The following is a 25938-nucleotide window of genomic DNA, read 5'->3' as shown; positions in this document are numbered from 1 at the left end:
ATACGTGGGCGCACGTACCGCCTTGAACCCCCTGTCGCGCGTCGCGCTCCCATGGGTCGTCGGCGTCGGCATCACTGGGACTTCACTTCGGTCCACACCTCGTCAAACACCTTGGCTGCCTCGCCGAGGTCGCGGTGGTGCTCCAGGCGATCCGACACCTCTTTCGTCGGATAGATGAGCGTGTTCGTGCGATCTGCGTCCGGCAGCTTCCCCTGCGCCGCGGCGTTCGGCGACGCATACTTCGTGTACATCGAGAGCTGCGCGCCGCCCTCCGGCGTGAGCACGTGATTGATGAACTTGTGGGCCAGCTCGGGGTGAGGCGCCTTCGCCGCGATCGTCATCACGTCGACCCAGATGACCGAGCCTTCCTTGGGGATCACGAAGGCGAGGCGCTCCTTGTCCTGCTCGATCGCCTTCTGCGCGTCGCCGTTCCAGACGACCGCCATGTCCACGGAGCCCGCCCTGACGTCCTCCATGGCGCCCACGCCGCCCTTGAAGCCGAGGCACTTCGGGTGCTTCTTCACGTCCTTGAGGACGCGTCCCGCCTCGCGGATCTCGTTCGCGTTCGTGGTGTTGCTCGAGTGCCCCTTGTACTTGAGCACCGACCCGAGCATGTCCCGCTGCTCGTCGAGCAGCACGAACGTCCCCGCCAGCTTCTGCGGATCGAGCAGCGACGACCACGAGGGGTCGAGGTTGGGGAGCTTCTTCTTGTTGTAGACGATGCCGACGGTGCCCCACTGATACGGCACGCCGTGCTTGTTGCCGTCGTCGAACCCGGGCCCGGCGAAGCGCGGCTCCAGGTTCTTGAGGTTCGGGATCTGGGCGTGCTCCAGCGGCTTGATGAGCCCGCGACGCACCATCCTGGGCAGGATCTGGCTGGCCATGATCACGACGTCGTACTGGCTGTCGGCGCCCGCGTACGCCAGCTTGCTCTCCATCTCCTCGGTCGAGTCGTACCGGGTCAGCCGCACCTGGGCCTTGGTCTGAGCCTCGAAGTCCTTGATGATCTTCTCATCGATGTAGTCTGGGAAGATCAGCAAGTTCAACTCGCCTACTTCGGCGGGCGCCGCTGGTTTGGCGCCGGAGCCCGACTCCTGACCCGTCGGCGCGGGATCCTTCTTGGAGCAAGCGATAAGCGAAAGGGCCCCCAGCAGCATCGAAACAAGCACCAGGGGTCTACGTCTGTATTGCATCGGTCAGTCCTTTCTCCGTCTTGTTCAAGGCATCTTGCGGGAACGCGGCGTGCTCGGACGTTCGTCGCTCTAGTTGAACAATGATTTGACAGGACCTGTCGAGTGGACGATTCTGCGCGCAAGCAACGTAACCACGAAGTGATGGAACGCGGCCGCCAGCTCCGGGGCCTCGGCGGTGAGCCGCTGCAGCGCCTCCTCCGAGAGCCGGTAGAGCGTGGCCTGGCGGCTCGCCGTCACGGTCGCCGAACGTTTCTCGCCCATGTACAGCCCGGACTCCCCGACGACGGAGCCCGGTCCCATGGTGCGGAGCCGTTTTATCTTCTTCCCGTCAATTTCTAGCCACGCTGTCAGCTCACCGCTCTCGATAAGGTATAGATCCTTGGAGACGTCCCCTTGCCGGAACAGGTCGAACCCCGCCGGGGCCTCGACCCGCTCCAGGTAGCCAAGGAAGCGGAGCATCTCCGGCCTGCCGTTGAAGACGTCCTGGAGGTCGTAGAAGAGCATGGGCGGCGGCAGCATGCTCGGCGGCGCCTCCTGGATGATCTCGTTCTCACACGCCTCGAGGCCGCGGTCCAGATCCGGGTAGATGCGGCACACGTCGTCGTTCTCGATCACGACCTCGCCGCGCTCGAGGTGGTTCCTGATGTCCGCCGGCACCTCGGTGAGGATGAGCTTCACCCCGTGCGCCTTCGCGAGCCGGCGGAGCCGGAGGAAGCTGGCGATGGCCGAGGAGTCGAGCCCGTTGACGTGCCGGAAGTCGAGGAGCAGATACCGGATGTCCGCGTCCGTGCTCTGGATGCGCTGCTGCGCGCTCGTGAGCAGGTTGTACGCCGTCCCGAAGAAGACGTAGCCCTGGAGCTGGAGGATGTAGAGCTGCTTGGCGCGCTCCATCAGCGTCATCTCCTCGCCGTCGCTGCGGGCCACGTTGCTGCGGAGGTGCAGGCCGGAGATGGCGTTGCGGATGACCTCGATGCGGCTGTAGCTGAGCGCGAACAGGATGAGCGACACGCCGAGCCCCACCGCGACCCCGGTGAGGAAGTCCGAGACCGCCACGACGAGGAGGATGACCACCACGACGAGGTACTCGGTCCGTCGCAGCCGGAAGTAGCCCTCATACAGCGTGTTGATCAGGAAGTGAAAGCCGAGATAAGCGATGAGCCCCCCGAGCACGGGGCGCGGGTAATAGCTGATCGCGTCGGCGCCGATGACCAGCACGATCGCGCTGACCGACGCCGCGAAGATGCCCGCGAGGCGGGTGTTCGCGCCGGTCTTGAAGTTCATCGACGACTCGGGCATCGACATGTACCCGACGACGCACCCGAACAGGCTACCGACGATGTTCGCGACCCCCGTCGCGCGCAGCTCCCGATCGAGATCGATCTCCTGCTCGGTGGCGAGCTCCACGCCCGACGCGCTCAGGAGCACGGTGATGGCCGCCATGACCGTGACGGCCACCATGTTGCCACCGCCCTCCTTGACCAGGACCGACCAGTTCACCTGCTGGAGGTCGGAGGCCTGGATGGGCGGCCAGAGCGCGTCTCGCGGGAACGGCCCGAGGAGCCACCCGTCCGAGAACGCCTGCGTCACGCTGGAGTTGGAGATGTAGAGGATGAGATAGAAGACGCCGGTCGACCCGAGGAGCAGGATCGGCAGGAGCAGGAGGTTCGAGTAACGCCGGAGCAGCGCCACGAGGAGGAGGCCGAACAGGAGGCCGGTGAGACACTGGTCCAGCGAGCTCGTGAACAGGCCCGGCAGCGTCTTCAGCGTGGCGGGCTTGCCCGACATGACGGACAGCGACCCCAGGACGAGCAGCCAGCCGGCGCCGGCGAGGAAGCCGCCGGCCACGGGATAGGGGATGAAGCGGACGAGGACGCCGAGGCGGAGCAGGCCGAGCAGCAGGAAGAAGCCGCCGGCGACGACCGAGGTGAGCGCGATCGCGACGATCACCGTCGGGAACGCGTCCGCGTTCGGATCGATCCTGTGGACGCCCGCCGCGATCGCCGCGGCCATCGAGGCGAAAATGACGGCGGCGTCCTCCTGAGGCGCGGCGATGACGGGCCGGAACGAGCTGAGGAGGGCGACGATCACCCCGATGATGACGGAGCTGATCAGGAAGATGCCGATGCCCTTCGACAGGCGGTCCGCGAAGTCGTGCGTGAACACGAGCGCGGCCAGGGAGATGTCGAAGGTGACGACCAGCGTCCCCGACACGGCAGCGGCCAGGAGCGCCTGGACCAGCTTGAGCCGCCTGCCCTTCCCGAGCTGCTCTACCTGCACCGGCTCCGCAACGTCCCCTGCTTCCTGCTGTGTCATGCTCTTGAGAGACCTCTCGGACGATGTGGCGAAATCCCGCGCGCTGCCCTGGGCCCGGGGCGCGCTAGCGCCGCCCCCCGGACGCGCCGAGCATAGCGAGTTCGCCGCCGGGCAGGTATGCGGCAGCGACGATCGCGACGACGATGATGCTCAGGGGGCCGGCGGGGGGCGCCTCGGCCCCCCGCGCAGGGTCAGGAGGCGCCCAGCTCACGCTCGATCGCGGCGGCCTGCTCCTGCAGAGCCTCCGCCTCGCCGAGGTGGCCGCTCAACCGGTGCAGCTTCGCGAAATCGGCGAGGAGCCTCGCCTCCTCGCGCCGGTTACCGATCTGCCGCTCGATCGCGATCGCGCGGGTGTACAGCGTCCGAGCGGTATCATACCGACCCTGGACGGCGTAGGCCATTCCGAGGCTCGCGAGCGTGAGCCCCTCGGTCGGCAGGTTGCCCGACTCGCGGGCGGCGCGGAGCCCCTCTTCCCAGTACGTGCGCGCGTCGTCGGGCTGCTGCATCGCCCAGTGCCTGCGGCCGAGGCCCAGGAACCCGAGCGCCTCGGACGCGCGATCGCCGAGCTTCTGCGCGTCGGTCAGCACGCGGATGTGCTCCTGCCGCGCCTCCTGGAACCGGCTCCTCGCCTCGAGGACGTCGCGCGCGAACTCGTAGCGCACGATGACGCTCTCGGGCGTCGGCTCCGGCGACAGCTTGAAGTAGACGCGGTAGAGCCGCGTCGCCTCCTCGTGCGCGTAGCGCGCCGCCGCCTTCCGCGCGCCCGCGAGGAAGTAGCGGCGCGCGTGATCGACCTTGCCCGCGCGCCGCCAGTGCCGGCCGAGCGCCACGAGCTGGTCCTCGAGATCGTCGCCGTAGAGGCTCTCGATCGCCTCGGCGGCGAGCCGGTGGAGCTCCTGCAGCCGCGCGCGGGACTGCATCTCGTAGGCCGCGTTCCGGAGCAGCGCGTTGCTGAACTGGAAGCGCCGCTCCGTCATCTGCGACCAGATGCACTGCGCCTCGCCGATGCGCACGTGCTCCTCGAGCACCGACGCGTCGGGGAGCATCAGCGCGAGCACGCGCAGGTCGAACTCGCGCCCGAGGACTGCCGCGGCGACGATCGTCTGCTTCACCTTCGCGTCGAGCCGGTCGAGCCGCGAGATGAGCAGGCTGTTCACGTTCTTGGGCGGCATGAACGTGTTCGAGATCGAGATGGAGCTCGAGCTCGAACCGTAGCGCCCGTCCTCGAGCCAGTAGGCGAGGATCTCCTGCGCGAAGAACGGGTTGCCGCCGGCGGTCTCGCAGAGGAGCGTCGCGAGCATGTCCGGCATCGGGCCGCCGAAGAACGGGACCGCGAGCGCGAGGAGCTGCTCGCGCGGCAGCGGCTTCAGCTCGATCACCTTCTCGGAGATCCCGGGGTCGAGCGGGATGCGCACCGGGGTGCCGTCGTCCTTGCGCCGCGTCGTGCAGATGATCGCGATGGGCAGCCCCCTGCACGCGCGCGCGATGACGCGCACCGCCTCGAGCGAGTCCTCGTCGGCCCAGTGCGCGTCCTCGAGGTGGAGGATCACCGGCTGGAGCGACGCCTCGGCCAGGAACACGAAGCTGAGCGCCGAGAGCGTGCTCGTGTACCGGAGCTTCGGGTGCAGGCGCTCGTACGGCGAGTCCTCCCACCGGATGCCGATCAGCGCCGCGAACACCGAGCGCGCGCGCTCGAGCTCGCGCTTCAGCGCGCCCTGGCTCTCGGGCAGGCGCTCGAGGAGGTACTCGAACGCGTCGTCGAAGTTCGTGAGCTTCTCTTCCTTGCCGAGCGCGGAGGACTCCCAGAAGTACTCCTTCAGCGCGAACTCGAACGCGTTCAGCGAGCTCTGGAGCGTCTGGTCGCAGCGCGCGTCGATCCACAGGAACGGCCGGTCGCTCTGGTGCTCCTCGCACCGGTGGCGGAAGCGCTGCACGAGGTAGCTCTTGCCGAGCCCCGGCTCGCCGTCGATGTAGATGATCCCGGCGGGCCTGCCCTCGAAGATCGGCCCGACGTAGCGGGCGAGCTGCTCGATCTCCGCCTCGCGGCCGATGAGGCCGAGGTCGTAGAACTCCTTCTGGACCGAGATGCGGCGGCGCTCGAGCGAGTAGACGAGGATGGGCAGGTCGAAGCCCTTGAACCGGAAGATGTTCTCCGTCGTCCACTGGTAGCTCGTCTCGCCGGCGCGGAAGACCTGCTCGTCGGCCCAGATCGCCGACCAGGGGGCCTTCGCGACGAGGCGCGCGGCGAGGTTCGTCGCGCGGCCGATGCACGCGAACTCGTGCCGCTCGGTGCCGCCGTTGAAGCCGGCGTAGCGGACGTCGCGCGTGATCCCCGCGCGGAGGCGCATCTGCCGGAGGCCGCGCTTCTTCAGCTCCAGCGCGAAGTCGAGCGCGCGATCGTTGTCGTTCTCGTGCGTGATCGGCGCGCCGAAGTGGATGAGCGCGGCGATGCCGAGATCGCCCGCGTCGATGCCCGTGAAGGTGCCGCCGTACAGCTCCGAGAGCTCGTGCAGGAGCCGCGTGAGCTCCGCGAAGCTCGGGATCTGCTCGAACGAGAGGAACACGCTCGTGACGTTGCGGAACTCGCCCTCCGGGGGCATGTCGGCGACGCCCCTCGCCACGAAGGCGGTGCCCTCGCCGCGCGGCGGGTTCCTCGGGACCTGCGGCATCCTGGGCGCCGGCACGTCGCCGAGCTTGTAGACGCCCTCGCCGTGGTACTTCGCGCTCGCGGGCGGGATGCGATCGCAGAGCGCGCGGTCGAGCAGGATGTCCCCCTTCTGCGCTTGCCGCTCGATCGCGACGCACGCGGCGAGCGCCTGCCCGTGGAAGTGGTAGTACGCGCGCTCGGGGGAGATGCGGACGATGCCCCACTCGACCGAGCCCCACGCGAGCCCCATCCGGAACGAGAACGGGAAGCTGCCGAAGGGCGTGTCGCGCTCGGGGTGCTCCGCGAACAGGTCGCGCATCGACAGCGCCGCGCCGAGCACGTACTCCGCGACCTTGCGGTCCGGCGTGTCCTGGAACAGCGCCGTGAACGCGTCGCCCGCGAAGTTCGTGATGAAGCCTCCGGCGTGGTGGACCGCGGCGATGAGCGGGTCGAAGTAGTACCGGAGCGTGCCCGCGAGCGTCTCCGCGCCCGCGCGGCCGTGCTGCATCAGCTTCTCCGTGAGCTCGGTGAAGCCGGGGATGTCGATCATCAGCACCGCCCCCGTGAAGCTGCCCTCGGTGTTGCCGAGAGCGTCTTGCTGGATGATGAAGTCGGGGACGAGCGGGTTCATTTCCTTGCTCCTCAGCAACGGATCCCGCTTGGAATCGGCCTGGGAAGCGCGTCTGCGGGACGCAGAGCCTGGAGTCTACTGCCGGCGGGAACAGATGAATACGGGGATCTTCGATCGGCGGTCCCGTCGGTCCCATGGGCGCGCGCGGCGCTGCGCTGGCGCTGCGCGAGTTCCGCAGAGCGCGGCACACCGGCGCCTCGCGAGGGGTGCCCCTCGGCGGAGAGCCTGGAATTCGGCGCAGTCCCGTCAGCGCGGACATCCGCCCAGAGCGGCCGCGCAGAGAGGACAGACGGGGACACGACGAGGAGACGTGTGGGGCGCTGGAGGGTCATCGTTCGATCTGGATATCCAGCGGCCGAGGCGGGGGAGGTGACGGCGGCGGCGCGTCGGGGGCCGGCGAGGGCCTCGGGGCCGGCCGCCCGTAAGACCTGGGCGCGGGGGTCGCCGGGGGCGGCGTCGGTGCGGCCGGCGTGCTCGTCGGCGCGGCCGCGCGCTTCGTGAGCGTGGCGACCAGACGGACCGACTGATCCGAGGGGCCCTGGACGATCGAATACGGCTCGTACCCCTCTTGCCGCACGGTGAGCCGGCGGGGACTGGCGCGCACCGAGCTGTTCGTGATCGAGAGCTGGAGCGGCGTGTTGCCGAGGGGCTGGCCGTCCTCCAGCACCTCGGCGCCGGAGGGCATCGACTCGACCATCAGCACGAACGAGCTGACGTCCGGGGGCGGCGGGGCGACCTGGGGCGGCTTCTCTTGCGGCGCGGCGACCGGCGCCGGCTCGCTCGGGCGCATCTGCGACATCGCGACCCCGATGCCCGCGACGGCGAGGACCCCCACCGCGACGAGCACGATGCCCTTGCGGCCCTGCGGCGCCGCGTCGGCCGGGCGCGAGGCGGCGCCGAGCGACGCGTCGTCCACCGGCGAGGCCGCGCCCGCCGCGGACGACGACGGGGGCGCCGGGATCGCCGTCATCACGCGCACGGGCGGCATCGGCGTGGGCATCCTGCCGGTCCCGCCGGAGTCCATGGTCACGAGGCCCGTCGAGCCGAACGCCGGCGACAGGCCCATCGCCTGGGCGCACTCGCCGAGGCCGCGGATGAACGCCTCCATGTTGGCGGGGCGGCCGTCCGGCTCCTTCGACAGGCAGCGCATCACGAACGCCTCGAGCACCTCGGGGACGTCGGCCTCGGGGTTGCGCTCGCGCATCCGCGGGACGGGCTGCTGGAGGTGGGCGATCAGGATCTGGACCGAGTTCTGCGCCTCGAACGGGACCTTCCCGCAGAGCATCTGATAGACGATCACGCCCAGCGAGTAGACGTCCGTCCGGAGATCGACCTTGCCGTGGGAGATCTGCTCCGGCGACATGAAGCGCGGAGAGCCGAGGAACGAGCCCTGCTGCGTGAGCTCCTCCGAGTCGTCGGCGAGCACCTTCACGAGGCCGAAGTCGAGGATCTTGACGAGCTCGCCGGTGTCCTCGCCGGGGACGAGCATGACGTTCGACGGCTTCAGATCGCGGTGCACCACGCCGTGCTTGTGCGCCTCGCGGAGCCCGCGCGCGATCTGCCGGGCGACGCCCATCGCGTCGGGCGCCGTCAGGCGGCCGGCCTTGCGCAGCCGCCGGAAGAGCGTCTCGCCCTCGAGGAACTCCATCGCCATGAAGTATCGCTCGGGCTCCATGTTCTCGACTCGGCCGTAATCGAAGACCGTGACGATGTTCGGGTGCTGGAGCCTGGCGAGGATGCTCGCCTCGAGGAAGAAGCGCTTATGGAAGTTGGGATCGATCTGATTCGATGAGTTGGTGGGCGTGAGGACCTTGATCGCGACCTGGCGCTCGAGCGCGATCTGCTCTCCGCGGTAGATGACCCCCATGCCGCCCGTCGCGAGGAGGGAGTGGATCTTGAACTTCTGATTCAAGACCTTTCCCAGCAGCGGATCGGACTCACCGCTGGCCGACGAGGCACCGTCCGAAAGCTTCTCCGCCGTGCTCATGGCCTCTGTCTCTTTCCCCTTCCCATCCCGCTGGCCCCCACTGCTGGCAGTCGGGGAAAGCCTACCCCGATCCCGTCGCGCGCTGCCTTCGTTCGCCTTGCGTTCGACTTACGCCTGTCTTACGTCCCGGCTTACGTCCTATCTCACGCTTTGCCTCACGTTTCGCTTACATCCGATGCAGATCCCGGGACCCGGCTCGCCGCGGCGCCGCCCGCGCTCGTCGGGTTGGTCTCCGGACTCGCTGCGGCACGTTGAGCTCAGCCTACCGTAAGCCGCGAGCCGATCCAACCCGGCTGCTGAAGTTGACATCCGTTGGCTACCCGACCGCACGCTGTGGGCACGCGCCCCCGGCCGGGACGCTTGCTCCCTGAACGAGCTTGCTGCATGGGCGGATGTACCCGTACTCTGACCGGGTCCCCGATGCCGCCGCAGCACTTTATCCGATGCCAGGCGTGCGGGTTGCCGCACCCGTCGGACACCGAAAGGTGCCCGGTGCACGGCACGGCGCTCACGCCGAGCGTCGCCCCGCCCTCCTCGACGCGGGTGCCGCCGACGAGCAGGGGCGAGTCGGTGTGGCCGGTGGACGGCCCGCTCGCGCCCGAGTTCGATCCCGACCAGCCCCGGCCGACGAAGGAAGCTCCGCTCGTCGGCCGGCTCCTGCACGATCGCTACCGCATCCTCGGCGTCATCGCGAAGGGCGGGATGGGGATGGTCTATGACGCCATCCACATCGGCCTGCGGCGCCGCGTCGCGATCAAGACGCTCCGCGGCCAGTACGCGCAGAGCAAGACGGCGATCGCCCGCTTCCACAACGAGGCCGCCGTCGCGGGCCGCTTCGGTCACCCGAACATCGTCGAGGTCTACGATCTCGGCGTGCTCGAGGACGGCACGCCCTACCTCGTGATGGAGCGGCTCGAGGGCGAGACGATCACCGAGCGGCTCGCGCGAGAGCGCCCGATGCCCATCCCCGTCGTCTTGGACGTGGCCGTCCAGGTGCTCAGCGCGCTCGTCGTCACGCACACCGAGGGCATCCTCCACCGCGATCTCAAGCCGGACAACATCTGCCTCGTCGGCGGCGGCCGCGGCCCGCTCACGGTGAAGGTGCTCGACTTCGGCGTCGCCGAGGCGTTCAACACGGGGTCGGGGCCGTCGATCCTCGTCTCCACGGGCGCCGCGGGGAGCCACGCGGTGGCCGGCACCCCGGCCTTCATGGCGCCGGAGCAGGCCCAGGGCGTCCGCGATCTCGACGCGCGCGCGGACCTCTACTCGGTGGGCATGCTGCTCTACGTGATGCTCACCGGGCAGCTCCCGTTCAAGGCGCCGACGCCGGCGGCCCTGCTCGCGGAGATCCAGCGCGTCAAGCCGATCCGGCCGCGCATGCTGCGCCCGGATGTCCCCCACTCGCTCGACGTCGCGACGATGCGCGCGCTCGCGCTCGACCGCGAGGAGCGCTTCCCGAGCGCGGCCTCGATGCTCGACGCGCTCGAGCAGGTGCAGATCGAGGCGGCGATCGGCGGCGCCCCGCCGGCCGAGCCGACCGAGCCGGCCGATCCAGACTCCGAGAAGGTCGAGTACTTCTACCGGAAGAGCGTCCTCCCGCCGCCCATGGAAGAGTGAGCGGCGCGCTCGGGAGGCGCGGGAGGTGGGGACCATGCGAGCCGTCGTCATTCGCGAGCCGGGCGGGCCGGACGTCCTGGAAGTGCGCGACGTGGAGCCGCCCGAGGTGCCCGAGGGGCACGTGCGCGTGGCCGTCCGCTTCGCCGGGGTGAACCGCGCCGATCTGCTCCAGCGGCTCGGCGTGTACCCGGCGCCGCCCGGCGCGCCGCCGGACGTACCGGGGCTCGAGTACGCGGGCGTGATCGAGGCCGTCGGCAAGGGCGCGCGCCGCTTCGCGCCGGGCGATCGCGTCTTCGGCCTCGTGCCGGGCGGCGCCTACGCCGAGCGGATCGTCGCCCACGAGCGCGAGGTCGCGCCGGTGCCGGACGGGCTCACCGACGAGGAGGCGGCGGCCGTCCCCGAGGCGTTCGTGACCGCCTACGACGCGCTCGTGACGCGCGCCCGGCTCGCGCCCGGCGAGCGCGTGCTCGTCCACGCGGTCGGCAGCGGCGTGGGGACGGCCGGCCTCCAGATCGCGCGTGCGCTCGGGTGCTTCGTCGCCGGCACGTCGCGCACGCAGGACAAGCTGGACCGCTGCCGCGAGCTCGGGCTGCACGCCGGGATCGCGGCGTCGGGCGGGAAGTTCGCGGACGAGGTGCTGAAGGCGACGGGCGGCGCGGGCGTCGACGCGGTGCTCGAGCTCGTCGGCGGCGCATACGTCAACGAGGACCTCAAGGCGTGCGCGATGCGGGCCCGCATCGCGCTGGTCGGGCTGACGGCCGGCGCGTCCGCGGAGCTCGACCTGCGCGAGCTCCTGCGCAAGCGCGTCGAGCTGATCGGCACCGTGCTCCGCTCGCGCCCCCTCGAGGAGAAGATCGCCGCGGCGCAGGTGCTCGAGCGCAACATCTCCCCGTGGCTCGCGAGCCGCGCCGTGCGGCCGATCGTCGACCGGGTCTTCTCGCTCGACGATGCAGCAGCAGCGCACGTTTACATGGCGAGCAACGCGTCGTTCGGGAAGGTGCTGCTCCGGCTCGACGCGTGATCGAACGTGATCGACGTCAGATTGCGCGGGCGCGTCGTCACGCGCCGCGGCCGAGGAGCCGCGCGAGCGCGCCGGCCTCGGCGTCGTGCGCCTCGGCCTCGTCGGCAGGCGTCCACGACATGTCGACCTCGAGCCGATACGATCCCTCGAACGCGTGCGGCGGCGAGCCGCCCCACTCGTCGGGCGAGAGCATCGAGAGGTAGCGGACGCCGTCGGCGCGCCGGTAGAGGTGATAGACGTGGCCGGGCCGCTTCTTGAAGCTGCACGCCGCCCGGTGGAGATCGCTGTCGCGCTGCGCGGCCTCGAGCACCTGGCGGGCCTGCTCCTGCAGCGCCCGGATCTGCCGGGCGATCTGCGCGAGCTTGCCGCCGGTGACCGCGCCGAGCAGCGCGTCGGCCTGCTGGATCTCCCGCGCCACGTCGACCAGCTCGTGCGGGGCGGAGAGCCGGCTCAGAGGGTAGGGCGAGGTGCTGGCGGGGCCCTCGTGGCGGCCGCCGCCGTGCCTGGTGAAACCGTCGTCGCTCATGCGGAGACCCGGAGCTTAGTGCAGCGCGCGCCCGCGCTGTAGCGACCGCGGCGCGAGATCGCCGTTCCGTGACGTCGCCGGCGCCCGCCGCGGCGGGCTCGTCCGGGCGCGCGGCCCCCACCTCCGGGGCGCCGTCCCGGCGGTCGTCACGGGTCCGGGCACCCGTCCTCGTCCGCGACGCCGTCCTCGTCTTCCGGCTGCGTGGGGCAGCGGTCCTCGTCGTCGAACACGCCGTCCTCGTCGTTGTCGCCTTCGGGGCACCCGTCGTCGTCCTGGAAGCCGTCGCGGTCCTCCGCGAGCTCGCGGCACTGGTCGGCGTCGTCGTCCACGCCGTCGTCGTCGGCGTCGTGGACGCGCGGGGTCCACGCGACCGAGAGCACGCCGCGCAGCGGCGAGGTGCCGATGCCGCCGACGAGCGCGGTCTGCACGCCGGCGAGGAGCGAGAAGTCGCCGAGCGCGTAGCGCGCCGCCAGGCCGAGCTCGAGGGCGGCCATCTCCTGGCGCTCGAACGGCCCCACGGGCGAGAGGGGCAGGTGTCCGTGCGCCTCCAGGAAGAACGTGGCGCGCCCCTCCGGATCGATGCCCAGGATCTGCGGCCGGAACGAGAGGCCGAGGCCGAAGGGGAGCTCGTGGCCGAACACCGTGGGGCACGGATCGGCGCCCGAGGCGTCGATCGGGGTCGCCTGGCACGCGAAGCGGGCCCGCTCGGCGCGGAGCTTGAGCCCGGCGGCGAGGTGCGCGCCGAACGCGATGAGGCGGTACTCGGCGAGGAGCCTGAGCTCGTTCGTGACGCTCCCCTCGCCCACGTACGACGCCTCGTCGCCCGTGGGGAGCGTGAAGCGGTCGTGCAGCGCGAGCGCGAGCCCGCCGAGATCGCCGCCGGTGGGCTGCACGAGCGTCAGCTTGCCGACGAGGCCGAGATCGCCGAGCGCCTGCGCGGGGACCCACGTCGGGCCGAGCACGCGCGTGGCGTCGGACGTCGGCGCGTCGCCGGTCTGGTGGAGGACCACCGGCAGCGTGAGCCCCACGAGCAGGCGCCGCGCGATGCCCACGCCGGCCGCGAAATCAGCGCTGACCTGGTGGCGGATGACGTCGAAGCGGACCTCGTCCGACGCCGGGTCGCGGAGCACGATGGGGCGGAAGGCGTACGAGGCCCAGAGGCTCGCGCTCCACTCTCCGGTGTCCGGGGTCGCGGCGGGCTCCAGGTAGACGCCGGCCCCGGGATCGATCGAGGCGCGGAACCCGCGGAGGTCCGCCGAGGGCTGGGCGGCGGCGAGCGAGGCGACGGAGGCGGCGAGCAGCGAGGTCAGGGCGAAGGCGCTCGGTCGCATGGCCCGGGAAGACTAATCCAGCGCTGGGGAAATGGGGCGCCCCGTCGTCCGCCCCGCACGGGGCGCTGGACGCTGGCGGCAGGCGGGACGACCGGCGGACGCGACGACCGACCGGCGGGGCGCGCGGGACGCCCGAAACATCGCGTTCCGCTGCGGGTTGTGCGATAGCGGGGGCATGGACTCCATCCGGATCCGGGGCGGCAAGCCGCTCTCCGGCAAGATCCGCATCAGCGGCGCGAAGAACGCGGCGCTGCCGATCCTCTGCGCGACGCTGCTCTCCGACGGCGAGAGCCTGCTCCGCAACGTGCCCGCGCTGCGCGACATCGAGACGACCTCGGCGCTGCTCCGGTTCCTCGGCCGCAACGTCGAGGTGGCAGCCCCGCTCGTGAAGGTCGGCGCCGGTGACAACGTGCGCCCCGAGGCCCCCTACGAGCTCGTCAAGCAGATGCGGGCGAGCGTGATGGTCCTCGGCCCGCTGCTCGCGCGCTTCGGCCGCGCCAAGGTGTCGCTCCCCGGCGGCTGCCAGATCGGGACGCGCCCCGTCGATCAGCACCTGAAGGGGCTCGAGGCGCTCGGCGCGACGATCCGGCTGTCGCGCGGCTACATCGTCGCCGAGTGCAAGCGGCTCCGCGGCGCGGAGGTCGTGTTCGACCTGCCGACCGTGACCGGCACCGAGAACCTGATGATGGCCGCCGCGCTCGCGAAGGGGCGGACGACGCTCGTCAACTGCGCGCGCGAGCCCGAGGTCGAGGAGCTCGGCCGGGTGCTCAACAAGATGGGCGCGCGCGTGAGCGGGGCCGGCACGGACGTCATCCACATCGAGGGCGCGGACGAGCTGGAGCCGTTCGATCACGCGATCATCTCCGACCGGATCGAGGCCGGCACGTACATGGTCGCGGCGGCCGCGGCCGGCGGCGACGTGCTGATCGAGAACGCGCCGCTCGAGGACCTCGAGGCGGTCGCGGCCAAGCTGCGCCAGGCGGGCGTCGAGGTGGGCCGCGAGGGCGACTGCGTGCGCGTGCGCCGCGACCCCGGGCGGCCGCTGCGCGCCGTCGACGTCACGACCGCGCCGCATCCGGGCTTCCCGACCGACATGCAGGCGCAGTTCATGGTCCTGATGTGCCTCGCGCAGGGCACGTCGCGCATCGTCGAGACGATCTTCGAGAACCGCTTCATGCACGTCCCCGAGCTCGGGCGCATGGGGGCGCACATCGACGTGGACGGCCACACGGCGCACGTCCACGGCGGCGCGCCGCTGTCGGGCGCGACCGTGATGGCGACGGATCTGCGCGCGAGCGCCTCGCTCGTCATCGCCGGGCTCGTCACGGTCGAGGGCGAGACCGAGGTGCTGCGCGTCTACCACCTGGATCGAGGCTACGAGTTCATGGAGCGCAAGCTCGCGCAGCTCGGCGCCGACGCGGTCCGCGTCGAGGGGCGGGCCGGATGAAGAAGCCGCTCACGATCGCCGTGCCCAAGGGGCGGATCCTGAAGGATCTGATCCCGCTCGTGCAGCGCGCCGGGCTCGACAGCACGCCGCTCCAGGAGAACGATCGCCGACTGGTCCGGCCGACCGCGGACGGCGCCTTCCGGTACGTGTTCCTGAAGCCGGACGACGTGCCGACCTACGTCGAGTACGGCGCCGCCGATCTCGGGGTCTCGGGCAGGGACACGCTCCTCGAGCGCCGCCACGATCTCTACACGCCGCTCGATCTCGGGATCGGCCGATGCCGCCTCGTCGTGGCGGGGCCGGAGGACACGCCGATCCCCGATCTGCCCCGCGTGGCCACCAAGTACCCGCGGATCGCCGGCGACCACTTCGCGAGCAAGGGCGTGGTGGCGGAGATCATCCCCGTGCACGGCTCGGTGGAGCTCGCGCCGCTCGTGGGGCTCTCTCACCTGATCGTCGATATCGTCGAGACGGGCGCCACGCTGCGCGAGAATCGCCTCGAGGTGCTCGAGACGGTCACCGAGGTGAGCACGCTCCTCATCGCGAACCGCGCGTCGTACAAGCTGCGGAGCGACGACGTGCGCCCGCTGGTCGAGCGCCTGCGGGCCGCGACGGCCGGCGCGCAGCGGTGACGGCGCGGTCCGGCGGCGGTCATCGCCGCTCGCCGGACCGATGACCGGCTCGCGGATCGACGACTGCCACCATCGGAGACACGAAGAGAGGAGGCCCCGCTGCTACCGCTGTTCGCCGCGCTTCCGGCCGATATCGACACGTGGGTGGGAGGGGGGACCAGCGTTGTCGTGGGCGTGCACCGCGACCCGCCGGGGACCCACCGCTTCGACGCCCTGGCGCAGGCCGAGGTCGGCCTCCGGGCCGCGAGCGACTCGCTCTATTTCCGGCTCGACCTCGACGTCCAGGCCACCTCGGCGCCGCTCGGCCTGCCGGGGTTCGGCCTGCCGGGGTTCGTCTATCCCGAGTGGTCCCTGCCCGCGCCGGAGATCAAGATCGGTCCTCCGGAATGGGCGATGCTCCAGATTGGCCGGGAGGATTACCACCTCCGGCTCGGCGTCATCTCGCATGCGATTGGCATCGAGGACTGGGACAACTGGATCAACTACTTCCCGACCTTCTCGACGATGATCAGCACCGTGCCGGGCCGGATGCTCGGCGTCGAGCCCGGGCTCGTCCTCGGCGAGGGGTACGAGGTCAACGTCTTCGGCGGCTTCGATCTCGACGTCGACGCGCCGACGTTCGGCGCCGGCCTGACCACGATGCAGGCGCTCTGGTCGACCTGGTCGGGCGTCGCGTTATATCCGACGATCGATTTCTACTCGGCGGTCGTCGCCCTGGAGGTCTACCCGGCCGAGGCGCTGTCGGTCTCGATCGACGGCAGCGTGGGGCTGGTCGGCATGGCGGACGACGTCGGGGCGGTAAAGCTGAAGCCGTGGGTAGGCGGCGAGATCATCGCCAATATCCTTCCGAAGGTGGCAATCCATCCGCTCTTCCGAGTCCAGGCTCTCCACGAGCCCGGAGGTGCCCTCTCCGCCTTCCTGTTCGCGCCGCAGCCGAGCGTCTCGGCGAGCGCCGGGCTCACCTACGCGCCGTTCGACGAGCTCAAGATCAGCCTCGAAGGCAAGGCATCGCGGGTCGAGGACGACATCCTGCCCGGCCTGTTCGCCCTCGTGGCGCTCCGCCGGCCCGAGCCGCCGCCGTATGCCGCCAAGTGAAGAGACGGCGCGGCGCCGCACTTTTCCATGAAACACAGGAAACAATCAGGGTAGGGCCGGCTCGGCGGCCGGCGAAGCGCGCGCCCGAGCGTTACCGATCGTTACCGATCGTCACCTGAGCGGCCGCGCGATCGCGCTCGCGGCGCCCGTCGCCCTTCTTTCGCGTCTCGCGCGGGCCCCCCTTGTGATAGGGTGGCGGCCCCTCTCATGAAAATCCACGAGTATCAAGGCAAGCAGGTCTTCGCCCGCTACGGCGTGCCGGTACCGAAAGGGGAGCCCGCTTTCCAGGCGAGCGAGGTGGCGCCGATCGCCGATCGGCTGATCTCGCAGACCGGGAACCCTGTCGTCGTCGTGAAGGCGCAGATCCACGCGGGCGGCCGCGGCAAGGGCGGCGGCGTCAAGGTCGCGAAGGGCGGCAGCGCGGAGGCGACGGCGCTCGCCGAGAAGATCCTCGGCATGCAGCTCGTCACCAAGCAGACGGGCCCCGAGGGGCAGAAGGTCCGGCGGCTCTACATCGAGCAGGGCCTCGACATCGCGCGCGAGCTCTACTTCGCGATGCTCGTCGATCGCGAGCGCCGCCGCGTCGCGGTGATCGCGTCGACCGAGGGCGGCATGGACATCGAGGAGGTCGCCCACAGCACGCCGGAGAAGATCTACAAGCTCTTCATCGATCCGGTGCTCGGCCTCGCCCCGTACCAGGGGCGGCAGCTCGCGATCGCGCTCGGGCTCACCGCGAAGGAGACGCAGCGCCAGTTCCTCAAGCTGGTGGCCTCGCTCTACACGTGCTTCACCGCGGAGGACTGCTCGCTGCTCGAGATCAACCCGCTCGTCGTGACCGGCGCCGGAGACGTCTTTGCGCTCGACGCGAAGGTGAGCTTCGACGACAACGCCGAGTTCCGGCACCCCGAGTGGAACGCGATGCGCGACGTCGACGAGGAGGATGCGGTCGAGCTCCAGGCGAAGCGGGCCGGGCTCTCCTACGTCTCGCTCGACGGTGACATCGGCTGCCTCGTGAACGGCGCCGGGCTCGCGATGGCGACGATGGATATCATCCTGCACTACGGCGGCAAGCCGGCGAACTTCCTCGACGTCGGCGGCGGCGCCTCGCAGGAGCAGGTCAAGACCGCGTTCCAGATCATCCTGCGAAGCGAGCGGGTGCGCGGCATCTTCGTCAACATCTTCGGCGGCATCATGCGCTGCGACGTGGTGGCGGCCGGGGTCATCGCCGCGGCGAAGGAGCTCGGGCTCAAGGTGCCTCTCGTGGTGCGCCTCGAGGGGACCAACGTCGAGGCCGGCCGCAAGCTGCTCGACGAGAGCGGCCTGACCATCCAGTCGGCGAGCTCCATGGCCGACGGCGCGCAGAAGATCGTCGCCGCCACGCGCGGCGGCAAGGCCCAACCTGGCGCCTAGGGCGCCCGCGAGCACCGAGCCCCGAACCCAGTTGAGCAGCGAGCGACGGCGATTGCCGGGCTCCTGTCCACGTTGAAGGTAGAGTAATCAAGCGATGAGCATCCTCGTCAACAAGGACACGCGGGTCGTCTTCCAGGGCATCACGGGCGCCTACGGCTCGCAGCACGCCCGCGCCTGCATCGAGTACGGGACGAAGGTCGTCGCCGGCGTGACGCCCGGCCGCGGCGGCCAGCGCTTCGAAGACAAGGTGCCGATCTTCGACACGGTCGAGCAGGCCGTGCGCAACGAGGGCGCCGAGGTCTCGTGCATCTTCGTGCCGCCGGTCGGCGCCGCCGACGCGATCACCGAGGCGGTCGACGCGGGTTGCCGGCTCGTCATCTGCATCACCGACGGCGTGCCGGTGCTCGACATGGTGCGGGTGCGTCGCTTCCTCGAGGGGAAGCCGGCGCGCCTCATCGGGCCGAACTGTCCCGGCGTGATCACGCCCGGCGAGTGCAAGATCGGGATCATGCCGGGCCACATCCACAAGAAGGGGCACATCGGCGTCCTGTCCCGCTCGGGCACGCTGACCTACGAGGCGGTCGGCCAGCTCAGCGCGCTCGGGATCGGCCAGTCGAGCTGCGTGGGCATCGGCGGCGATCCGGTCGGCGGGATGGACTTCATCGACGTGCTCGAGATGTTCAACCAGGATCCCGACACCCACGGGGTCGTGCTGATCGGCGAGATCGGCGGGACGGCCGAGCAGCGCGCGGCGGCCTGGATCAAGCAGAACATGAAGAAGCCGGTGGCGGCCTTCATCGCGGGCCGCGCGGCGCCTCCGGGCAAGCGCATGGGCCACGCCGGCGCGATCATCGCGGGCGGCGAGGGCACGGCGGCCGAGAAGATCGCGGCGCTCGAGGCGGCGGGGGCCAAGGTGGCCGCCACGCCGGCCGAGATGGGCGTCGCGATGCAGGCGGCGCTCCAGGCGGCGCGCTGAGCTGCCCGGCCCCCGGCGAGGGGGCTCAGGGCTCGTGGCGCGGGGTGGGGGCCCCGCCGAACTCGGCGTAGACATGGCTCATCCGGCAAGCCGGATGAGCCATGTCTACGCCTCAGACATCGGCCCATCCCCCACCCCGCGCCACGAGCCCTGAGCCCCCTCGCCGGGGGCCTACGATATCTATGTATTTGACGTTGTTCCGGTCGCGGCCGCTCACTCGAGCGGTATCGTCCGCCGCTCGGCCGAGCTCCGCATGGCGGCCTCGATGATGCGGATCACGTCGCGCGACTCCTCGGCGCGCACGGGCGGCGGGGCGCCGTCGAGGATCGCCGCCGCGATGCCCTCGTAATAGGCCTCGTAGGAGCCGGGCAGGCTCTCGATCGTGCGGCGCTCGCCGTCCGCCGTCACCAGCGTGCCGAACCAGCGCGGGTCCTCGCGCCCCCACTCCGGCATGCCGGGGCGCTTGCCCGCCTTGAGGGCCTCCTCCTGGCCGTCGAGGCCGTACTTGAGAAAGCTGCCGCCGTCGCCGTGGACCGCGAAGCGCGGGCCCGGCTCGCGCACCAGCGTGGAGGAGCGCACGATGACCCGGCGCCTGCCGTGGTCGAGCGTGAGGTGGAAATGGTCGACCGTGCGCGCCTCGGGCCGCTGCGCCAGGACGTCGGCGGTGACGGCGCGCGGCGGGCCGAAGAGCACGAGGGCCTGGTCGATCAGGTGGGCGCCGAGGTCGTACAGGATCCCCGAGCCGGGCGACTCCTGCTCTCGCCAGCCCGGCTTGATCGCAGGGCGAAAGCGGTCGAAGTGCGCCTCGTACGAGGCCACCTCGCCGAGCAGGCCCTGCTCGATGCAGTGGCGCACGGTGAGGAAGTCGGCGTCCCAGCGGCGGTTCTGGAACACCGACAGGAGCCGGCCCTTGCGCGCGGCCAGCGCGATGAGCTCGTCCGCCTCGCCGCTCGTGTTCGTGAACGGCTTGTCGACGACCACGTGCTTGCCCGCCTCGAGCGCCGCCCGCGCGAGCGGAAAGTGGGTCTCGTTGGGCGAGGCGATGACCACGAGATCGATCCCGGGCTCGGCGATCAGCACCTCGGGCGTCGGATGCACGGCGACGCCCGAGTGGTCGGTCATGACCTGGCCCTCCCGTCGGGTCGCGATGGCCGCGAGGCGCAGCCGTGGGACGGACCGGATCAGCGGGGCGTGGAAGACGGCGCCGGCGAGGCCGTAGCCGATGAGGCCGACATAGACGCGCTGGGACATGGCAGGGCGGGCTCGCGGCGGACGCTAGCCCGAAGGGGCGCCGGGGGGAAGCCCGGCGGGGCGGCGAGGCCGCGCAGGGCCTCCGCGAGGCGCGCTCGGCGGCACGCGAACCGCCAGGCGCGTCCGCATCGCTCGCCATCGCGCCTGGCAGCCCCCCAGACGCGCCGCCATTGCTGTTCTTCGCCGGGTGCGCTCTGCCCAACAACAGGGCGACACACACGGCCTCACCACGGACCGCTGCGCCAGCGATGATCACGGGAGACGTGGTCTCCATGCGTCCAATGTCGTCGCACATAACCCTCCTCTTCGCGGGGCGAGACGGTTCGTGAAGACGCGGCGTGGCGCTTGCGATAGCCTCCTCGGTTCGGAGGCTTGTGATGCACGCCAGGAGCGTCCTTTCCGTACTCGCACTGACCACCTTGATCGCCGGAAGCCCCTTCGCGGCGGGATGCAAGACCACCGCCGAGGCCAGCGTGACCGAGGAGTCGGTCGAGGCGGCCCCGGTGGCGCTCGAAGAGCCGCTGATCGAGGAGCATGACGGCGGCTCGGTCGGGTGGGAGTTCGCGGCCGACGGCGCCGTGAGGGCCGCAGTCAAGACGCCTGACGGCAAGCCCGTCGACAAGGACGTGAGCGGGACGCTCACCTGGAAAGGGCCGAACGGCGACGCGCAGGTCCCGCTCGCGCTCGACCCGAAGACAGGGCTCCTCATCGCGGCCGGGCCCCGGCTCGAGGCCGATCTCACCGAGGTGAAATACAACGTCGTCGTCTCCGGGAAGCCGTGGAACGGCACGCTCCACGTGCCCGCAGGGGGCACGAAGGTCATCGTCGAGGGCGCGCGGAAGGCCGAGAAGCGGCCCATCCCGCCGGGCAAGACAGGCCCCAACGGCGGCGTCATCCAGGTGGTCGGCGACGACACCATCGAGGTGGTCGCGGACAAGACCTCCGGCCAGGTCAGGGTGTATGTCCTCGACGCGAACTTCAAGCCGATCCCCGTCGGCGACCGCAAGATCAAGCTCGGGTTCGTGGGGTCGGGCTCCGAGCTCATCCTGTTGAAACCGGCCCCCGGCGGCCTCTACTGCACCGGCACGATCGCGGCGAAGGTGAACCCCGTGAAGCTCACGGTCGTCGTGGCGCACCCGACCCACGCCGACGTGGTGCTCGTCGGGTATCGCCCCGGCGTGCACGTCGTCGTCGGCCCGAGCGCGCCGTCCCTGAACGTGGTCGTGGCGACGACGTGGAACGTGGGCGTGAAGGTCCAGACGAATCCAGGCGTGGTGGTGGTCCACGATGACGACGACGACGACGATGACGACGGGCGAAGGGTCCACATCCACGTGCACGGCAAGCACAAGGGCAAGCACAAGCACAAGCACGACCGCGGGCACTGGCACTGATCTCGCCCGCCGCTGGGCGGCCTACCTGTCCGCCGAGGTCGACGCCGCCTCGCTCGCCGTCTTTCGCGTCGGCTATGGCGCCCTGATCGCATGGGAGGTCGTCCGCTACGCCCTCCACGATCGGATCGCCCGCTATTACATCGAGCCGAGCTTCTTCTTCAGCTTCGTCCCCTTCATCCGCCCCTGGGGCGGGACGGGGATGTACTGGCACTTCGCCGCCCTCTTCGTCCTCGCGCTCCTCTGCGCCGCCGGGCTCTTCTACCGGGTGAGCGCCGCGCTGCTCTGCGCCGCCCTCACGTACGTCTTCCTCCTCGACAAGGCGCAGTACCTCAACCACCTCTATCTCCTCTGCCTCCTCGGCCTGCTGCTCGCCGTCGCCCCCGCGCACCGCGCGCTCTCGCTGGACCTCCTCCGCAGGCGGCGCGCCGCGCCGTCCAGCGCGCCGGCCGAGACCGCGCCGCGCTATTACCTCTTTGCCCTGAAGGCCCAGATCGCGATCGTCTACTTCTACGGCGGCCTCGCGAAGCTGAACGGCGACTGGCTCCGCGGGCAGCCGCTCACGATGTGGCTCGCCGATCGCGCCGACGCGCCCCTCGTCGGGCCGCTCCTCGCCACGCCGGCAGCGGGGCTCGCGCTCTCCTATGCAGGGCTCCTCATCGACCTCTCGATGGGCTTCCTGCTCTTCTCTCGACGTACCTTCCCGTTCGGCGCGGCGATCGCCGTGGCGTTCAACCTCAGCAACGCCTTCCTGTTCAAGATCGGGATCTTCCCCTACGCGATGATCGCCTCGCTCGCGCTGTTCGGAGACCCCTCGTGGCCGAGGCGACGGCTGCCCTTCCTGTTCAGGGCAGCGGACCGCGGGGCCGGCGACGTCCCTGCCCCGCCGCCCGCGGCGCCGCGGCGGCGGGCCCTGCCGCTCGCGCTGCTGCACGGATACCTCCTTGTCCACCTCGTGGTGCCGCTCCGCCACTGGGCTTATCCGGGCGACGTGGCCTGGAACGAGGCCGGACACCGATTCTCGTGGCGCATGAAGCTCCGCGACAAGAACGTGAGCGAGCTCGACATTCACATGCTGGACCCGAGGACCGGCGTGCGCGAGTCGCTCGACCTCGGGGAGTGGCTCACCGATCGTCAGATCGGGGAGATGTGCACGCGGCCCGACATGATCGTCGACTTCGCGCGCCACGTGGCCGACCGCTGGCAGGAGGACTTCGGGGTGCGGCCGATCGTCACGGCCAAGGTCATGGCGTCGCTGAACGGAGGGCCCTTCCGCGACCTCGTCGACCCGACGCTGGATCTGGCCTCGCAGCCGAGGGGGCTCCTCGCGGTGGTGCGGCCGCCCTGACGCCGCATGTCAGAACCCCTGTCGCATCGAGGGGGATCACGGACGGGAGGACGAACACCGCACGAACAGGGGCAGCAGCGCGCTGACGGTCGCGGCGCTCAGCGCCAGCACGGCGCCGATACCGAGGCCGAGGCGCGGCGCGGCGTCGATCGGCGTGAGCGTGAAGAGCAAGGTCATGACGACAGCGCCCGCCGTCTGGCCGGTCAGCCGCGCGGTGCCCTGCATGCCGCCCGCGGCGGCGCTCCGCGCGCGCGGCGCCGCGAGGAACATGTTGCGGTTGTTCGGCACCTGGAACAGGCCGAAGCCCGCGCCGCACAGCGCCACGAACGGCGCCAGCGAAAGCGCGCTGCCGTGCGCCGGCAACAGCGCGAGCGCAGCGAGCCCCAGCGCGAGGCACGCCGCGCCCGTCGCGCACAGCCAGGCCGTCGAGATGCGGTCGGCGAGGCGGCCCGCGACGGGCGCCGTGATGGCCACGCTCAGCGGCCAGGGCGTGATCATCAGCCCGGTGGTCAGGGCGTCCTGGCCAAAGCCGTGCCGTAAATAGAAGGGCAGCGCGACCAGCGCGGAGGCCTGCCCCGCGAAGCACGCGACCGACGCGATCACGGAGACGCGAAACGAACCGCTACGCAGCAGGTCGAGCGGCACCAGGGGCGCCTCCTTCGGCAGCTCGCGGCGGAGCAACAGCGTCGCGCTCAGGACGGACGCGGCGAGCACGCCGGCCCCGAGCGCTGGCGCCGCGGGCAGCAGCTCCGCGCCTGCGATCAGCGCGCCGAAGGCCCCCGCGTTCAGCGCCATGCTGGTCGCGTCCAGCGCTCGCGCCGTGCCGGGGACGCCGGGGAGACCGCGCGTGGCGAGCAGCACCGCCACGCCGAGCGGGAGATTGACGGCGAACAGCCAGGGCCAGCGCGCGCTCGAGAGCAGCGCGGCGCCGACCGCGGGCGCCGCGGCCGAGGACAGCGCCACGGCGAGCGCGTTCCAGCCGATGGCGGCTGCCAGCTGCGCCTGCGGCACCACGAAGCGCAGCAGCGCCACGCCGAGCGCCATCACGGCGGCGCCCCCGAGCCCCTGCAAGAAGCGCGCAGCGACCAGCCAGTGGAGCGACGGCGCCAGCGCACACAGCGCCGACGCGCCCGTGAACAGCCCGACGCCCGCCGTGAACACGGCGCGATGGCCCAGGCTCTCGCCCAGCGCGGCGCACGGCAACAGGGCCATCACCAGCCCGAGCTGGTAGGCGCTGACGACGCGCACCGACACGGCGGGCGTCACCTGGAACGCGTGCGCCAGCGCAGGCAGCGCCACGTTGGCGATGCCCGCGGAGAGCACCACCAGCACCATGGCTGCGAGCACGCACGCGATCGCCTCCGCGCGCGCCGGGCTGTGCGCACCGGAAGCCGCCTGAGCGGACGCCTCGCCCGGCAGGCGCGCGTCCGCGACCGAGGTGCGCAGCGCCATCATGGTCCCACCGTCCAGACGCCGTCGCGCTCGACATAGCGGGTCACGCGCCGCTCGACCCGATCTTCCCGTGCGAGATCACGCTCGGTAAAGCGGAACAGCAGCGCCGGGCCGGCAACACAGCGCGTGTCGTGAATGTCTCCCGGCAAGAACAGCTGCGCCTGCCCGGCGCGCAACAGCGTCTCGTCACGCTTGACCAGCTGGACGCCGGCTCCGGTCTCGACGCGAGCGTAGGTCGACATCGCGATCTCGCCGCGCTGCAGCGCGTAGATCACCCAGCCGCGACCGTGATCGTGCGGCGGGCGGTAGAGCCCGGCCTGCTCGGTGTGCGCCAGCAGCACGAAGCCGTGCTCCGCATCCCGGTAGAGCTCCGTGGACGCGGGCGCCTCCTCGTGCAGCGCCGCGAGCCAGGGCTCGACGGCGTGCGCGTTCGCCAGCTGTTCGAGGTGAAGGCGGCAGCTGGCGACCAGGTCGCTGCTGAGCGGTCCCCAGCTGGCGCGGGTGCGATGGATGAACAGTCCCAGGGCGTTGTCGGTCATGCGTGGCCTCCGGCTCGGCGCGAATCGACGTGATCCGCGCTTCGACGTCCAAGCTAGGGCGCCGGTACGAATTGCGGAACGCGCAACGGTCGCAACAACTCTTTGCGTTTGACGCCATGGATCGCCCCGACCTCGGTTAGGCTGGTGGCATGGCGCTGCCCGATCTGAACTTGCTCGTGACGCTCGACGTGCTGCTCACGGAAGGCAGCGTCACCGGGGCGGCCCGACGCCTGCGCCTGAGCCCCTCGGCGATGAGCCGGGCGCTCGCGCGCTTGCGGGAGACCCTGGGCGACCCTCTGCTGGTGCGCGCTGGACGCGGCCTGGTGCCGACCCCGCGCGCGCTCGAGCTGCGCGAGCGCGTGAGCCACCTGGTGCAGGGCGCCGAGGCCGTCCTGCGCCCGGCCGAGGAGCTCGACCTGAAACGCCTGGTGCGCACCTTCACGCTGCGCACCAGCGAGGGCTTCGTCGAGAGCTTCGGTCCAGCCCTGCTCGAGCGCACCGGCGCCCAGGCGCCGGGCGTCCGGCTGCGCTTCGTGTCGAAGCCCGACAAGGACAGCGCGCCGCTGCGCACGGGCGCCGTCGACCTGGAGACGGGCGTCGTCGACGGAGACACGAGCCCCGAGTTGCGCACCCAGGCGCTGTTCCGCGACCGCTTCATCGGCGTCGCGCGCAGCGGCCACCCCCTCGGCCGCGCGAAGATCACGCCCGCGAGCTACGCCGCCGGGCGCCACGTCGTGTTCTCACGGCGCGGCCTGGCCAGGGGGCGCATCGACGAGAACCTGGCCGCGCTCGGCCTGGCGCGGGAAGTGGTCACCATCGTCGGCGGGTTCGCCACGGCGATCGCCCTGGCGCGCGCGACCGACCTGATCGCCACCGTTCCGGAGCACCACACCCGGAGCCTGCGCGACGGCCTGTTCAGCTTCGCGCTGCCCTTCGCGGCGCCGGAGATCACCGTCTCGTTGCTGTGGCACCCGAGGCTGGACGCAGACCCCGCTCACCGCTGGTTGCGCGACAGCTTGCGGGAGGTCGTGGCAGGCGGGGAAGTGACGGCGGCGAGGAACGGGCGTTCCGGGCAGCGCCGCGCGCCACGGAAGAGGCGAAGGGGCTAGATCGGCCTCACCCGCCTCAGCC

19 protein-coding genes are annotated in these 25938 nt (G+C 71.0%); 10 read left to right on the top strand and 9 right to left on the bottom strand.

Translation table 11 applies throughout. The features are described from left to right. Positions 1 to 71: 71 nt before the first annotated feature. The 4 genes from WME96_RS46750 to WME96_RS46735 all read right to left on the bottom strand — a co-directional run bounded on the left by WME96_RS46750 (position 72) and on the right by WME96_RS46735 (position 8771). A complete protein-coding gene (locus WME96_RS46750) occupies positions 72 to 1040 on the bottom strand; it encodes a polyamine ABC transporter substrate-binding protein (protein ID WP_437288012.1) in 969 nt (322 codons plus the stop codon). Between the two features lie 222 nt (positions 1041 to 1262). Beyond that, positions 1263 to 3506 carry an SLC26A/SulP transporter family protein gene (locus WME96_RS46745; protein WP_437288011.1) on the bottom strand — a complete coding sequence of 748 codons (2244 nt, stop codon included), beginning with the start codon at positions 3504 to 3506 and terminating at the stop codon, positions 1263 to 1265. Positions 3507 to 3697: 191 nt separating this feature from the next. After that, positions 3698 to 6784: an AAA family ATPase gene (locus WME96_RS46740; protein ID WP_437288010.1), complete on the bottom strand. Its 3087-nt coding sequence runs from the start codon at positions 6782 to 6784 to the stop codon at positions 3698 to 3700. A gap of 328 nt (positions 6785 to 7112) precedes the next feature. Further along, a complete protein-coding gene (locus tag WME96_RS46735; RefSeq protein ID WP_437288009.1) occupies positions 7113 to 8771 on the bottom strand; it encodes a serine/threonine protein kinase in 1659 nt (552 codons plus the stop codon). Positions 8772 to 9263: 492 nt separating this feature from the next. Between WME96_RS46735 and WME96_RS46730 the strand changes: the two genes are divergently transcribed. Together WME96_RS46730 and WME96_RS46725 are read left to right on the top strand one after the other, a co-directional pair. Next, positions 9264 to 10388 carry a serine/threonine-protein kinase gene (locus WME96_RS46730; protein WP_437288008.1) on the top strand — a complete coding sequence of 375 codons (1125 nt, stop codon included), beginning with the start codon at positions 9264 to 9266 and terminating at the stop codon, positions 10386 to 10388. Positions 10389 to 10422: 34 nt separating this feature from the next. After that, positions 10423 to 11409: an NAD(P)H-quinone oxidoreductase gene (locus tag WME96_RS46725; RefSeq protein ID WP_437288007.1), complete on the top strand. Its 987-nt coding sequence runs from the start codon at positions 10423 to 10425 to the stop codon at positions 11407 to 11409. A gap of 37 nt (positions 11410 to 11446) precedes the next feature. Here the strand turns inward: WME96_RS46725 and WME96_RS46720 are convergent, their stop codons facing one another. Then, positions 11447 to 11935, bottom strand: coding sequence for a DUF2452 domain-containing protein (locus WME96_RS46720; protein WP_433932376.1), 489 nt, complete (start codon positions 11933 to 11935; stop codon positions 11447 to 11449). Between the two features lie 146 nt (positions 11936 to 12081). Then, positions 12082 to 13266: a thrombospondin type 3 repeat-containing protein gene (locus tag WME96_RS46715; RefSeq protein WP_437288006.1), complete on the bottom strand. Its 1185-nt coding sequence runs from the start codon at positions 13264 to 13266 to the stop codon at positions 12082 to 12084. 175 nt (positions 13267 to 13441) lie between these two features. Between WME96_RS46715 and murA the strand changes: the two genes are divergently transcribed. The 5 genes from murA to sucD all read left to right on the top strand — a co-directional run bounded on the left by murA (position 13442) and on the right by sucD (position 18826). Then, on the top strand, positions 13442 to 14713 hold the full coding sequence (murA, locus tag WME96_RS46710; protein ID WP_061615022.1) for a UDP-N-acetylglucosamine 1-carboxyvinyltransferase: 1272 nt from the start codon (positions 13442 to 13444) through the stop codon (positions 14711 to 14713). Further along, a complete protein-coding gene (gene hisG, locus WME96_RS46705; protein WP_061615021.1) occupies positions 14710 to 15345 on the top strand; it encodes an ATP phosphoribosyltransferase in 636 nt (211 codons plus the stop codon). The genes murA and hisG overlap by 4 nt, the downstream gene beginning before the upstream one ends. Before the next feature lie 168 nt (positions 15346 to 15513). Continuing rightward, positions 15514 to 16440, top strand: a complete 927-nt coding sequence (locus WME96_RS46700; protein WP_437288005.1) for a hypothetical protein — start codon at positions 15514 to 15516, stop codon at positions 16438 to 16440. A 207-nt stretch (positions 16441 to 16647) separates the two neighbouring features. Next, the gene (sucC, locus tag WME96_RS46695) at positions 16648 to 17850 is read left to right on the top strand and encodes an ADP-forming succinate--CoA ligase subunit beta (protein WP_437288004.1); all 1203 of its coding nucleotides are present in this window, start codon (positions 16648 to 16650) and stop codon (positions 17848 to 17850) included. 94 nt (positions 17851 to 17944) lie between these two features. After that, positions 17945 to 18826: a succinate--CoA ligase subunit alpha gene (gene sucD, locus WME96_RS46690; protein WP_437288003.1), complete on the top strand. Its 882-nt coding sequence runs from the start codon at positions 17945 to 17947 to the stop codon at positions 18824 to 18826. 213 nt (positions 18827 to 19039) lie between these two features. On the opposite strand, the gene WME96_RS46685 is transcribed toward sucD, so the two are convergent. Beyond that, on the bottom strand, positions 19040 to 20077 hold the full coding sequence (locus WME96_RS46685; RefSeq protein WP_437288002.1) for an oxidoreductase: 1038 nt from the start codon (positions 20075 to 20077) through the stop codon (positions 19040 to 19042). Between the two features lie 419 nt (positions 20078 to 20496). Between WME96_RS46685 and WME96_RS46680 the strand changes: the two genes are divergently transcribed. After that, positions 20497 to 21471 (top strand): hypothetical protein, encoded by a 975-nt coding sequence (locus WME96_RS46680; protein WP_437288001.1) that lies wholly within the window; start codon positions 20497 to 20499, stop codon positions 21469 to 21471. Beyond that, positions 21365 to 22816 carry an HTTM domain-containing protein gene (locus WME96_RS46675; RefSeq protein WP_437288000.1) on the top strand — a complete coding sequence of 484 codons (1452 nt, stop codon included), beginning with the start codon at positions 21365 to 21367 and terminating at the stop codon, positions 22814 to 22816. The genes WME96_RS46680 and WME96_RS46675 overlap by 107 nt, the downstream gene beginning before the upstream one ends. Before the next feature lie 36 nt (positions 22817 to 22852). Here the strand turns inward: WME96_RS46675 and WME96_RS46670 are convergent, their stop codons facing one another. Both WME96_RS46670 and WME96_RS46665 read right to left on the bottom strand, forming a co-directional pair. Next, positions 22853 to 24271: an MFS transporter gene (locus WME96_RS46670; RefSeq protein ID WP_437287999.1), complete on the bottom strand. Its 1419-nt coding sequence runs from the start codon at positions 24269 to 24271 to the stop codon at positions 22853 to 22855. After that, a complete protein-coding gene (locus WME96_RS46665; RefSeq protein WP_437287998.1) occupies positions 24268 to 24807 on the bottom strand; it encodes a hypothetical protein in 540 nt (179 codons plus the stop codon). Before WME96_RS46665 ends, WME96_RS46670 begins: the two co-directional genes overlap by 4 nt. A 149-nt stretch (positions 24808 to 24956) precedes the next feature. Between WME96_RS46665 and WME96_RS46660 the strand changes: the two genes are divergently transcribed. Then, positions 24957 to 25916 carry a LysR family transcriptional regulator gene (locus WME96_RS46660; RefSeq protein WP_437287997.1) on the top strand — a complete coding sequence of 320 codons (960 nt, stop codon included), beginning with the start codon at positions 24957 to 24959 and terminating at the stop codon, positions 25914 to 25916. Positions 25917 to 25938: the final 22 nt, after the last annotated feature.

The organism is Sorangium sp. So ce406 (genome assembly GCF_051474675.1).
Taxonomy (GTDB): domain Bacteria; phylum Myxococcota_A; class Polyangia; order Polyangiales; family Polyangiaceae; genus Sorangium; species Sorangium cellulosum_G.
Note: the sequence above shows the minus strand (reverse complement) of the source record. Positions and strands in the feature narration are given on the sequence as shown.